The following is a 13,498-nucleotide window of genomic DNA, read 5'->3' on the forward strand; positions in this document are numbered from 1 at the left end:
AAAAATAAAGCTCTAAGAAATTGGAGCTTTTTTTTAAGCAATTAAAAATAGTTGTGTTGTTCTAGGAGCAATCCTAGAGTTGTGAGACACTCAATAAATTGAGTGCTTACCAATGAGAAGCTTTCCTTTTTTTACTTAGTAAAAATTGGGATGCTTTTTTGTTTTTAGGGTGGTTTCTAATTTACAAATACCATCAAAAGGGGTATTATTAGGGGACACTCTTTTTTCTAAAAGGGGATGCTCTATCTTTCACAAAATCAATTAAATACATTTTTTAATAACTATTAAAACTACCAATTATGCAGATAAATAGGGTGACTATTTTATTTGTAATTTACAAAAGCAGGAAAAAGAAAGATAACACTTCTCCTATTTATTGTAGAATTACTTATAACAAACAAAGGAAAGAGTTTGCAACTGGATACTATATAAATCCTGAGAATTGGAATAGTAAAAACCAATTTGTCAAACCACCAGAAAAAGAACATAACTTTGTAAATACACAACTAAGCCTGATTACATCTAAAATGAATCAGGCTTTTTTATTGCTTCAAGTTAATCAAGTCAATTTTGATGTAGAAGATATTTTTAGACAGTACAAAGGTGAAAAGGTTAAAGCAGATTTAGGAGTCTATGAAGTTTATAATCTGTTTTTAAAATACCTAGAAAGATTAGTTGGCAAAGAGTTGAATGAAGATACTCATAAGAAATATATAACCTATGGTAAACATTTGAAGAGCTTTATTAAATGGAAGTATAAATCTAAAGATGTAAAACTCTCAGTCATTAAAAGCAGTTTTATAACACACTATGAATACTACCTTAAAACAGAAAAGAACTTTGCTCAAATAACCTTAAATAAGGTAATCCAAAGGTTTAGAAGGTCAATAAGGTATGCTATAGCTGAAGATTACTTAGACAAAGACCCTTTTATGCTTTATAAAGCAAGGAGAGTTAAGAAAGAGATTGTTTATCTTTCTCAGGAAGAACTTTTAAAGCTAGAAAGCAAGAATTTTGAACTTCAAAGAATACAGCAAATCAAGGATATGTTTGTGTTTTGTTGCTATACAGGATTAGCATTTAAAGAAATGATTGCTTTAACTAAAAATGATATTATTGTTGAGTTTGATGATAACCTATGGATAAGGGTACATAGAGTGAAAACTTCTAGAAGCTATAAAGTTCCATTAATGCCACAAGCAAAAATGATAATTGAAAAATACCAGCAGAAAGAATCAGACTATATCTTTCCTAGAATATCTAATCCAAAGTTTAATGCCTATCTAAAGGAAATAGCAGGTGTTACAGGCATCAAAATCAATTTGACTCATCATATAGCTAGAAAGACTTTTGCAACAACTGTGTTGCTTTATAATGATGTACCTATGGAGATTGTATCTAAGCTTTTAGGTCATAGTAAAATGCAGACTACTCAAGAGCATTATGGAGAAGTTGTGCAGAGAAAAGTTAGTGAGCAGATGAAAATTTTAGCAAAAAAACTGAAATAATTTATGGGTGTGATGGTTGATGAATAATTATATTAGATAAAAATTATACTTTATGCAACTTGATGAGAATATCACACCCTTAAAAACTGAACTTATTTATAGAAAATTCACTACTGTAGATTTTGAATTTGAAGATGGTAATTCAGCTTTTGATGTGGATGATATTGATATTCCAGCTGATTCAGAAGGTTATGTTTCTAAACAATTAATTGAGTTCTTAATTGATGAAAGTGAATTAAAATCTAAAAACTCAACAGTTATTAATGCTGGAGTTGGTCAAGGTAAAACTACAGCTGTTCATAAGGTTGCAGAAAGACACATTGAGGAAGGTTATATAGTGATTATTGCAACACCCTTCAGGTCTATAGTTGAAAAGTATAGCAAATTCTTCACTCAAGAAGTAAAAATGCCAGAAGATAGAATTACTACAATGGAGTCTTTTGACAAGGAAACTTCAGATGAGTTCTTTAGTGGAGAAGAAACTTTCCTTTATGATAATCAATTACATATAGTTACTGTTAATCTATTGCTTGGAAATCCTGGGAATGATGCTCATTTACAAAGTTCTGTCAAATCCCAATACTTATCTTCTTTAATAGGAAAGTGTAAATCACAAGGAAAGAAGATAGTCATTTTCTTTGATGAGATACATGCAGGGATAAACAGTTTTCAGTATAAATATATTTTTAACCTTTTTAAATTTAAAGATATACTTCATAAGCTTTTTTATGTAAGTGCTACTTTTAGTGAATCTTCATTGTTGGTTATTCAAAACTTAGCAATTTTAACTAATGATAAAATAAAATTAATAAACTGTGAAAGATTTAGAAATGAAGAGTTAAGAGCCAAACTTAATCTAATCATAACTCCTGAAAATTATAGTTCAAAAAACACAAAGGCATTAAGAGAAGAACTTAACCCTATCATCACTAAAGCTGTAAACAATAAACAAAAGTTAAGTGTTTTAAGTTATTCAAAAAAACTAGCTGAAAGTTTATGTTATGATTCTTATGAAAAGGATAGCTTTTTCAATGAAATCTTCAAAGAGCTTAATGTTTATGATAAAGTAAATTGTTGTGTGAATGTTGATGACAACTCCTATAAAGAAAACAATCATTATGAAAAGGATAAAATCAATATTGGAACTAATTTTAAAACAGGTATTGATATTGAGGATGGAATTTATATTATTTTAATGCCTAGTAGTGCATCATTGAATAAAAACTTTGTTTCTGATGGAAATTTTGGAGTATTTACAAATGGTGCAAACTCTATTATTCAGGCTATTGCAAGAATGAGAGGTAAGGGAGAGATTTATATCATAATGGGTACTCCTAATGAATTAATTGATTTTGATTATCATCAATTTGAATCTGAAATTTTAGAGGGTTTTAAATTAAATGAATCCAATTTTGGTAAAGCTCAAAACATTAATAACAAAACAATTCAACTTAGGAGCTTTTACAATTTTCAAAGAAATTATTTGAATGAACAAATTGAAGAGTTTGAGAATCATGACAACAGTAATTTTAGACCAATTTTAAGATATCCTTCTTTTGAAGAATATGTGCTTGAAAGAGGAGAAAAGTATTTCTACAACCAATATTTATATTATGGGCATAGAGTTTCTCCATTCATTATATGGGCTGCTTTAAATGACCAATTTCAAAACTGTACTTTAAATGCTATTAAACAGATATCTCCAGTTATTGAATTCACAAGAGGAAATGAAAAAGGAGAATTAGAAGAATTTATAAATGAAAGCTATTCAGAAGACTACTATGGATATAACACTTTTACTTTAGACACCACCTTTTTTCAAAATTCTGATAAATATATTATTCAGGATATCAAGACAAGATTGGCTAAATACAGTATTAGATATCATGGGGTTGATAAGAGGGTATTTCCTAGAGAACTTGTTAAACTGATTATTGACTTTGTTGCAAAAGCAAAAAAAGGAATTGATTATAATAAGTTCATGTATTTAAATGATTGTGTGAGTTTTTCAAAAAATGTTAATGAAGAAGATGAAACTGAATTAATAAAGCTTTACAAGCAATTGCATCAGCAAAAAAAGAGGTTTTTTGATTTATTTCAACAGAGAGAGTTTATGTTTTCAACTTATAATTCTATGCCAGAAACAGAAAAGGAATTGTTTAATAGATTTTTTGATGAAATAATGCCTTTACTTAATAGAATAAAGGAAAGTGATTCATTAGCATCAAGAGAAATGTTTGATTTATTCAGTAGAACTCTAACTTATACAAGCTTGTATACTTTATTTATAAACTCATTTTTAGAATTTGAAAAATTTGATGTAAACAGAAGGTCAGGTTTTTATGGGCTGGAAGGTAATAAACCAGTTAAAAAACTACTTGGTCTAAAACATGATTCAACAAGAACTACTGGTTTAAATTTCTTTTATGATTATAAAGAAAATTTTGAAGGATATGAATCAGAAGGCTTTACAGAAATCTTCAAACTATTTTAACAACAATCTGTGTCACTTCTACTATATATAGACATGTGACACCAATTGTCATACACCTGCTAAAAGTTAGCAGGTTTTTTTATGCCTAATTTTTAATATTATAATATGGAATTAAGAAAATCAGAAAGAAAAAATGCCAAAATTAAAATGGCATTACAAGCTCCAAGTGGAGCAGGTAAAACTTACAGTTCACTGCTAATAGCTAAAGGACTGACTAATGAGGACTTTTCAAAAGTAGCTGTTATAGATACAGAGAATGGTAGTGCAGATTTGTATGCTCATTTGGGAGAATACAATGTCCTTTCATTAAAACCACCATTTTCACCAGAAAGCTACATTGAAGCCATTGATGTATGCTTAAACTCAGATATAGAAGTTATAATCATTGACAGTATTTCTCATTGTTGGGATTTCTTAATTGAATATCATGCTTCATTACCAGGAAATAGTTTTACTAATTGGAGTAAAATAACACCAAGACAAAAAGCATTTGTCAATAAGATGCTTCAAGCTAATACTCATATCATTGCCACAATGAGAACCAAACAGGACTATGTTCTTAATCAAAAAGATGGAAAGTTTATTCCAGAGAAAGTTGGTCTTAAGGCAGTACAAAGAGATGGAGTTGATTATGAATTTACTCTAGTCTTTGATATTGATATAAAACACTTTGCTAAAACCTCAAAAGATAGGACAGGATTATATTCTGATAAACCTGAATTTATTATCACTTCAGGAGTAGGTAAACAAATCAAAGAATGGTGTAATTCTGGAACTGATCTTGATGCAGTTAAGGAAGAGATTCAAAATTGCTCAACAAATGAAGAGTTGAATCAGCTGTATCAAAAACACATTGCTTGGAAAGAGATACTTAACTCTAGCTTTATAGAAAAGCAACAAGAATTAAAAACAAAACAATTGTCTAACCTAAATAATTTTAGCCAAAATGGAACTACAAGTAGTTAATTCAAGTAGGAGTAATATGATTGAAGAAATTACTCCTACACAAAATAAATCCCCTTTTATAGAATCTAACACCAAAGAAATAAATTTATCCCACCTAAAGAGAGATTGCACAATTCCTGTCTTTGCTAAGGATAATGAGATTACTATAAGTCATCAGGATTTTATTGAAGGTGTTCATCAATCAGCTAGGGGTGTTTTTAGCCATCAGGAGTTTTCTATACCATCAATAAGGGTTTCCCACATCATTAAAGGAAGAACTCCAGAGGCAATAAGAAAGCCAGCTAATGAACTCCTACCTCATGAAAAGACCATTTATTATGAAAGAATGGCTTTTACTATTGACATTCCAACTATTCAGGAATCAATTTCTGGAAACACATTGTCTTTATCAGTTGGAGGAGTGAGAGCTTATAATCAAGAAAACCTATATTCAAAAAAGTCTCTTGAGAAATTCAAAGTCTTTGTAGGTTTCAAAAATTGGGTATGCACTAATCTCTGTATTTCAACAGATGGGTTTTCAGGAGAGATAAGAGCAAGTAATATGGATGAATTGCAGAATAAAGTGTTTAAATTACTATCAAGCTATAGTATGGAAATGCACTTGGAACAGATGAGTACTTTAGAAGAACAATTCTTAACTGAAACTCAATTTGCTCAATTGTTAGGGAAAGCAAGACTATATAATCATTTACCTAAAAAGCTGAAGAATAATTTACCAGATTTGATTTTCAATGATGGTCAATTGAATAAAGTGGCAAGAGATTATTATGAAGATGAAAGTTTCTGTAAAGATGAAGAAGGGAATATTAACCTTTGGAATGTTTACAACCTCTTTACAGGAGCTAATAAGAGTAGTTACATTGATTCTTTTTTAGAGAGAAATGTAAATGCTCATAACTTTACCAATTCAATTTCTGAAGCTTTAAAAGGCAACAGTAGTTATCATTGGTTTTTGAGTTGATAATTTGGGCTGTTATTTCAGCCCAAATTATTTATAAATATTTAAATGAAAGCCTATATTTATATAATCAAAAGTTAAAATGAACTATAAATCACAATTATATCATCCAAGAACAGACAAAGCAAATGTTCTTTCTCACATTAAAACTCATGGATATGAGTTTTTCATGAAAGAAATAAAGAAGCTTAAGGCTCACCCTTCAATTAGATTGATTGTTGAAGGTAATGTGTTGCCAAAAGATTTCTCTTCTATTGGTAAGAATAGGCTAATATATTACTCTGAAAATTTTGGAGGTGAATTAGCATGGATTGTGTGGTCTATCAAAAAATACCATAATGCACTAAATAAATATTTATCATATAAGACTCTGCTTGAGAATGAAATTTTGTTATCAAATTATGAAGATGCTTTAGATATTCTGGAACAAATTGAAAACAATATTTGCTTTTCATATTGGTCAACAGAATGTAAGTTTTCACTTAATGAGCTTTATGGTGGAACTGAAAAAAATTGGGAACTACTAAATGAATTATCTGAGAAAGCTGATGAGAATAGCTTAATACTGTTCCACTTACAGTTATTCAGTAAAAAAGCTGAGGGCAAATTATCTTTTAATAGGTACAAAAGAATTTTAAATTATGATTTAGCAAATTTAAGTGCTGGTTTAAAGGAATACTTGTATTTTAAGTTTGGTTATTTTTTTATTCAGGAATATTCACACTTAGAGTACTTTCTTTTAACTGAAGCAAACTCTTCAATAATAGATAGATATGAGCTTGTTATAAATTTACTTACAGATATTGTTTCTGACAAAGACCATAAAGATTACCAGTTATCAGTTCAAGTAATAAATGAGTTAAGTGAAGTTATTGTAGATAAGAGGCTGGATAGGTTAAAAGAGTTTTGTTCTCAAAAATTAATTGAAGAAAATGCTGATAATCAAGTGTTAAGATTTCTAGAAAATTACACTAAAGGTGATTATAACTTATGCATAAAAGAATTTCCAAAAATTGTTGAGGAATACCCATCTCATATTGAACTTTTTGAACCATATATTAAATCATTAATTGAAGAAGATAGAGCTTTTGAAAAAACAGGAGTGTCTAAAGAAATAGATGATATACTTCTTAATTTGTATTCCTTATACAGTTTTGATGATGAGTTTGATTTTGCCTTTGAAAATTTAGCAAAAAAAACCATTACATTTTCTGGTTTAAATTCTTACAGGCAGTTACTTGGTCTTATTTCATCTTTGATTTTGATTAAATCCAAAAACAATAAAATTTCAGATTTGATATTTGTTAATTCAAATTTCTCAAACCCCATATTGTTTTTGTTTAATAGGGATATGGCAATTAATCATGAGTATGATTTTAATTCATTGCCTTATAAGGTCAACTATTTGAAAGGAAAGGGAGAGTTTAATTCCAGTATGTTTTCTGGAATATTACCAGATAAAAAAAGCTTTTTATATCAAATCAGGTCAACATTTTTAAGCAGTAATGCAGAGCAAAGCTTGAGTCTTATTGATGAATTTTTGGAGAGGAGTGATTTAAAAATTATAGATGAAAGTGACATTTTCAACATAAAATTTTACTGCTATTTGATTAAAGAAGAAATAAATCAAGCTATTACTTTATTATCTAATCAATATTTAATCAATAAAAATCTATGTGCTAAAGTAGATACTATAGAGTTGTTGAATTTGGTAGATGAAAGAATAGATGAAATACCTGGCTCTTTTGAATCAGTAATCTTTAGTCATTTTGCTAATTCTAGTTCCTACTTTCAATTTGTAAATCTTGATGAATTATTTATAGAAATTAATGTAGAATATCCACATCAATTATTAGATAAAATAGACAGTAATAACAGAAACAAAATTATCTACATCTTAGAGAAAGTATGTAATGTAGATGTACTGGGCAATTTTTTAATTTTTGAATCAAGAGATGAAGTGGTAAAAGAGAGGGAGAGTATCCTTATGAGCCTTTTGGAGATTATGCCAAATAAGGAGGAAGAATATATTGATGAAATTGCAAAGTTGAAAAGACTAGAGATAGTTAAGAGTGTTATTAAGGAGGTCAATGATGGTAGAATATATATTAATATAAATAGTCTTGACCAATCACATAAGAATGTTTTTCAAAATAATTTTGATAGACTTCAGAGTCTTATAGACTATACTGCTAGTCATGATTTGTGGATTATTGATATAAATGATAAAATTCAAAAACTTTATCAGGATATACCTAATGCTGAAGATTTAAAAAAGGATGCTGCCTATTTGACTTGTAAATCATTTGTGAATGAGCTAATCAATAATTTCCTTTACAGTGAAGAATATGGATTAGATGGGTGTTTAAGCACCAGGATAAGACATGGTGCTTTAGAAAATATAATAAGAAGTGTTTTTGAGAGAAATGGTCTTATTGCAAAAAAGACAGGAGAAGATTATCAGGATATTGAATATTGGATTTTAGATGGAAATCATATTAATGATAATTTACATACTCAAATTCAAAATCATTTTAAAGTCTTTTCAAAGAAGACAGATGATTTGATAAAGTTTTTAGTGAAAGAAGTGGTTCAGATTTATTCTATCAAGACTACTGACAAACAAGATGCAATCTTTAATTATTACTTTTCAGATGACATACATTGGATTATTTATAAAGATTTGAAAGAAGTTCTTAATGCCAATTATTCAGACTTCATAAATACTATATTTGATATCCTAAAAACTCATACAAATAAGATTCTAGAGAAAACCAGAGGTTATTTCAAAGTTGATGTAAAAAATAAGCTCATTTCTTATTTAGAGGAATTGAATTCTTCAATAAACAATACTCTTTTGGATGAAGCTTATCCAAAATTGACAAATAATATAAAAACAGCAACTACTGAAATCCAAAATGTAATTGATGGTAACATTTCTGAGTGGTTTAAACTATCTGAGGATTCATATCAAAATGTTTTAGATTTTGAGTCAATTATAAACACAAGTATTTCCTTGACTAATAACAACAATATTGATTTTGACCCTAAGATTGAGTGTGAACAAGATGTTGGAGTCTATGGCTATTTACATTTCATATTCATCTTTAGGATACTTTTTGATAACATAATCAAGCACTCTAAGCTGGCTCCCTCAGAAGTTGATGCTTCTGTTATAATAGATTTTGATGATGCTGAATCTGTACTTAAAATTGTTGTTAAAAGTAAGCTTAATACCTCCTTAAACAAGAATGCTTTAAATGAAAAGTTCAAATTAATAAAAGAAGGATGGACTGCAAAGAAAGCAAACCAATCTGTAATAAATAAAGAAGGGGGTTCTGGTTATGGAAAAATTAAGAGAATACTCAAATATGATTTAAACTCTGATGATAATGAATTTGATTATTTAATTGAAGAAGATTATTTAACAGTTATGATTCATATTTCTAAATGGAGAACATTGGTATAAACACAAATTAATATTATGAATAATATCTTATTGATTGAAGATGATGCAAAAAAAGTTAAGGACATTTCATCATTCATAAGTGAAAAATACAAAAATGTAAACTTGGTTGTAGAGAAGTCATTTAGAGGTGGATTGAAACAAATTTATGACAATGAATTTGACTTGCTACTTATTGATATGACAATCCCTAAATGGGGAGACAATATATCTGGAGAAAGTATAGAATATGAAAGTTTTGGGGGATTTAACATCATGAAAGAAATGAAAAGAAAAAAGAGAATTATACCTTCAATAATGATAACAATGTTCAATGAGTTTGGTGTTGAGGATAGTTTTATCTCTCTTGAGTCTATAGACAATTTATGCAAATCTAATTTTGAATTTTACAAAGGCTTAGTTTATTACACATCAAAAAATGAGGAGTGGATGTCAAACTTAGAGGACCTTTTATGAGAATTTTGATTACAGATGATGATAAGAATAAGCTTGCATCAATATTGAGTGCTATAAATAATGTATCAACTGACCTCAAAATTGATAATGCAATGTGTGGAAAAGAGGCTTTAAGGTTAATGCTAAAGAAAAAATATGATTTATTGATAATTGATTTGAACTTACCTTTTACAGAGATTGAAGAACCTACTGAAGGGGGTGGTAAAAAAGTTGTTTCAGAAATATATAGAAGAATAAGGACTATTTATGTTCCAAATTATATTGTTGGCTTAACACAATATGAGAAATTTGTGAATGATTATTTTAATGTTTGGAAAATATTTCATTACAAAAATAATGATACTGAATGGATTGGTAATTTAAAAAAATTAATAACACATATAATTCATGCTAAAAGAACTGAAACCAACCATGAAGAAGAATTACATAGAATCATAGTTGAAGGAGAAACTGACTTTTACTTTCTTCAAAAGGGAATAGATTTGTTTTTTCCAGAATTAAAAGATAAAGTTGCTATTCATCATAAAAAAAGTGCTGGCACCAATTGGGTTGTAAATCAGTCTTTAATATGGATGAATTCATATCATAAAGACTCTAATTCTGAAGATTTAATTGCAGTTTCTATACTAGATAGTGATACTGCTGGTATAAATGCTCAAAAGGAAATTAATGATTTGTTTAGTAGTGACAAACAAAGGAACATATTGAAAACATATAGAATTAGAGAAAATCATTCTGAATGTGTTAAGAAATTCTTTGTTTGTGGTTGTAAAATTCAATTTGAAATAGAATCCATGTTTGATGTTAAACACTTGATATATGCAAACAGCAAAGGATGGTTAAGTAGTACTAATTCAGAACTTATATCATCCCCAAAAGAATGGGATGTGTTGACTGAAAACCTTAAAGAGTTTTTACTAAAGAAAGGCCTCAAAGAAGATGAATTACTTTATTTAAAACCTGTATCAAGACTTAAGAAAGAAAAGTTTTGTAATTACATTTTAAGCCTTGATAACCCTAAGGAGGTTTTTAAAAATTTTGAGAGTGTTCTTTTAGATGTGTTTCAAAAACTTGGCTTAAAGTAATTAAATTCAATAATTAAGTTTTTAAAATAAAATAACAAATAACTAGAGTTATATTAATTATTAAGTAAAATGGTGTTACAGATGATTTAAATAAGACATTCCAATAATTATACTGACCACTAGTATAAAGTTTTGGATTCATTTCAAATACCATTTTAGTTTTAATATCTTTTTCTGGTGTTAAATCACATATGTCTTTATAAATTCCTCTAAATTTTCTCTCTAATTGTATGTAGTAGGCATCAAAAAGCCAAAAAAGAGTTACTATAGGGATTGGAATAACAATAAATAGAATATTCTTATTTGATGCATAAATTGCTAAAAAGGCAGCTAAAATTGTTACCATCATTCCTTTAATCTGAAAAGAATTAGTATTCATCCTAGTTATTACAGATTGAACAAATTCTCTATGTTGTGTTTTTCTGGATTCTAACATTTCTTTAGTTTTAGTCATTACTTATATTTTTCATTATGTACAAAATATCTAAGGGATGAGAATTTTTGTTTTCAACATTGTTTGAAAGATTATTCCAATTTTTCAAATCCATGCTAGATAGTTCTATGAGGTGAGAAGTATCTGTTTCATAGGTTATTTTAAAGTTCTCATTTAAGTCATATGATTTTCTAATTTGTTCAGAAAAAAGCATTGTTTTTTTTCTTGTGATATTATTATTCTGTTTTAAAATTTTTGATAAGAATAACTCACTATAAATCCAAGGAGACTCAGTTTCATGAATTGCCTTTTTGATGGATATTGAGTTAAGTGTTTCAAAAAACATTAAACACTCTGTTTTGTGCATCATTTCTGAGATAGCATTAATTAACATCATATGTGCATGGCTAGTTGTAATATTTCTTTTTTCATATGAATATGTCTTTTTTTTCTTATCATAACAATATTCATTATCTATTTCTTTAAGGAGTTCATTTACATTGCCCCAAATAATAGAGTCTATAAAAACTTTTAAGTCAAGTTTGTTTTTAACCCAACCAGCAAAATGTTTAGCTTTCTCTATGTCTTTGTGAGAATGGGATAAGAAAATATCACATTCAATTTGGGGGAACCACTCTTTTTGAGTTGCACTACCATCTATTATTTCATCTTTTTTAAATTTAACTCTTAGATTTTCATTGATTTTGGATTTATAGTTGTTAAATAAATTCTTACCTGTTAACTTATCAATTGATGACATGAAAATGTTGTCAAATGAATTTTGATTTATTTTGAACTTACTATACATTTATTATGCAGTTTTTAGTCTTTGAGCCATTGAATGAAGTCTTTTCTTTTACCATTTGGATAAATTAAATAATATTCATCATCCCAGTCTAGAGATTTGTATTTTTTATTTATATATGGATATATCTGTAAGTATTCATTTCCAATCCAATTTCCTGAGTTTTCTGCAACAGGCAATAAAGCAATATTCTCTATATATTTATGAGCATCACCAATACCTAATTCCCAATTACACCATTTAGATTCTATACCTTCATTTGTGGCTAAGAGAATGAACTTTTTGTTAACATCAATCATATCCTTTATTTTTAATGCTGTTTTGCTTGAAGGGGGGTATGACATCTCATCATCCATCCAATCTACATATACTTCTACCTTTAAATTTGTCAATACTGCTACCAAGTATTCAACTAAATCTGCATTTTTATGACTATGACTTATAAATACACTTGATTCAAATTCATTTCTATTTTTTACTATTTTAGAAAGTTTTGTTTCTAATAATGCAAATGATTTTCTAAGTGTATTATTATTCTTTTCTACATTATTTATTAATTGATTTTTTGTAATAAAATCTGCCATAATGGATGAAAAATTGAACTCTAAACTTACTATAAAACAACTGATTGTGGAATTTTTTTTTCAAAAAAATTACCCCCCTTCTATTTTACTCACTCATCACCTTCCCTATGGAAAACCCCCACCCACTTCTGGACTGGGAAAGATCCCCATGCCTTGCTTTTTGAAGGCAAAAAATTGACAGCAGTAAATTTATCAAGGTGATAGCTGATGTTTTCTTCTGTCAAGAGAATCAAATGTTTAACTCAAAAATTATTTATTATGGTAACTGTTATTGGATATGACAAAAGACTATCAGAAGATGGTAGAGAATTTTTTACACTAACCATTCAAGGTGGTGTAGAAGTTGTGCAGTCTCAAAATGGGAACTTATACATGACTGCTAGAAAATCAAGTATTCCCTCAACCTTTGATGAAGAGGGTTGCAAATTGGCTGTTGGAACAGAAATTCCTGGTAAGATTGAAAAGGTAGCCTGTGAGGAATATGAGTATGTGAATAAAGATACTGGAGAAGTTATTTCTCTTTCACATACCTATCAGTATGTTTCAGAAGAAAAGAAACAGGACAAGCAAAGTTCAATGCCTGAGTTTATGCCAGTTGACTTTGAACAAAATGTTCCTGTAGTGGCTCAGTAATGACAATTCATGTCATGACTCTTTATATAGTAGTTGTGACATGAATTTACATTTTTCAACAATTTGTGATTTTATCTATATAGGAGAGAATCACAAAATGTACTCCTAGT

The 13,498-nt window shown here is 28.6% G+C and carries 11 protein-coding genes; 8 read left to right on the forward strand and 3 right to left on the reverse strand.

The genetic code is table 11. The annotated features are described in order from the left end of the window. The first annotated feature begins 299 nt into the window (after positions 1–299). The 7 genes from KCG49_RS07075 (at position 300) to KCG49_RS07105 (ending at position 10,933) form a co-directional block, all read left to right on the forward strand. On the forward strand, positions 300–1,508 hold the full coding sequence (locus KCG49_RS07075; RefSeq protein ID WP_218545484.1) for a site-specific integrase: 1,209 nt from the start codon (positions 300–302) through the stop codon (positions 1,506–1,508). 52 nt (positions 1,509–1,560) lie between these two features. Then, entirely contained in the window at positions 1,561–4,002 is a 2,442-nt protein-coding gene (locus KCG49_RS07080) for a DEAD/DEAH box helicase family protein (protein WP_218545485.1), read from the forward strand. Positions 4,003–4,107: 105 nt separating this feature from the next. Further along, positions 4,108–4,968, forward strand: coding sequence for an AAA family ATPase (locus tag KCG49_RS07085; RefSeq protein WP_218545486.1), 861 nt, complete (start codon positions 4,108–4,110; stop codon positions 4,966–4,968). Then, positions 4,949–5,929, forward strand: a complete 981-nt coding sequence (locus tag KCG49_RS07090; protein WP_218545487.1) for a DUF3871 family protein — start codon at positions 4,949–4,951, stop codon at positions 5,927–5,929. Before KCG49_RS07085 ends, KCG49_RS07090 begins: the two co-directional genes overlap by 20 nt. Before the next feature lie 79 nt (positions 5,930–6,008). After that, positions 6,009–9,395 carry a hypothetical protein gene (locus tag KCG49_RS07095; RefSeq protein ID WP_218545488.1) on the forward strand — a complete coding sequence of 1,129 codons (3,387 nt, stop codon included), beginning with the start codon at positions 6,009–6,011 and terminating at the stop codon, positions 9,393–9,395. Positions 9,396–9,410: 15 nt separating this feature from the next. Further along, positions 9,411–9,848, forward strand: a complete 438-nt coding sequence (locus KCG49_RS07100; RefSeq protein WP_218545489.1) for a response regulator — start codon at positions 9,411–9,413, stop codon at positions 9,846–9,848. Then, on the forward strand, positions 9,845–10,933 hold the full coding sequence (locus KCG49_RS07105) for a PleD family two-component system response regulator (protein WP_218545490.1): 1,089 nt from the start codon (positions 9,845–9,847) through the stop codon (positions 10,931–10,933). The genes KCG49_RS07100 and KCG49_RS07105 overlap by 4 nt, the downstream gene beginning before the upstream one ends. A gap of 13 nt (positions 10,934–10,946) precedes the next feature. Here KCG49_RS07105 and KCG49_RS07110 read toward each other — a convergent pair whose 3' ends face one another. The 3 genes from KCG49_RS07110 to KCG49_RS07120 all read right to left on the reverse strand — a co-directional run bounded on the left by KCG49_RS07110 (position 10,947) and on the right by KCG49_RS07120 (position 12,755). Next, the gene (locus KCG49_RS07110) at positions 10,947–11,387 is read right to left on the reverse strand and encodes a hypothetical protein (protein WP_218545491.1); all 441 of its coding nucleotides are present in this window, start codon (positions 11,385–11,387) and stop codon (positions 10,947–10,949) included. Continuing rightward, positions 11,380–12,126, reverse strand: a complete 747-nt coding sequence (locus KCG49_RS07115) for a hypothetical protein (RefSeq protein ID WP_218545492.1) — start codon at positions 12,124–12,126, stop codon at positions 11,380–11,382. Before KCG49_RS07115 ends, KCG49_RS07110 begins: the two co-directional genes overlap by 8 nt. Before the next feature lie 62 nt (positions 12,127–12,188). Next, positions 12,189–12,755 (reverse strand): toll/interleukin-1 receptor domain-containing protein, encoded by a 567-nt coding sequence (locus KCG49_RS07120; RefSeq protein ID WP_218545493.1) that lies wholly within the window; start codon positions 12,753–12,755, stop codon positions 12,189–12,191. 258 nt (positions 12,756–13,013) lie between these two features. Here KCG49_RS07120 and KCG49_RS07125 point away from each other — a divergent pair, with 258 nt between their 5' ends. Next, the gene (locus tag KCG49_RS07125; RefSeq protein WP_256259902.1) at positions 13,014–13,388 is read left to right on the forward strand and encodes a hypothetical protein; all 375 of its coding nucleotides are present in this window, start codon (positions 13,014–13,016) and stop codon (positions 13,386–13,388) included. Positions 13,389–13,498: the final 110 nt, after the last annotated feature.

It is taken from the genome of Winogradskyella luteola, from assembly GCF_019203985.1.
GTDB lineage: Bacteria > Bacteroidota > Bacteroidia > Flavobacteriales > Flavobacteriaceae > Winogradskyella > Winogradskyella luteola.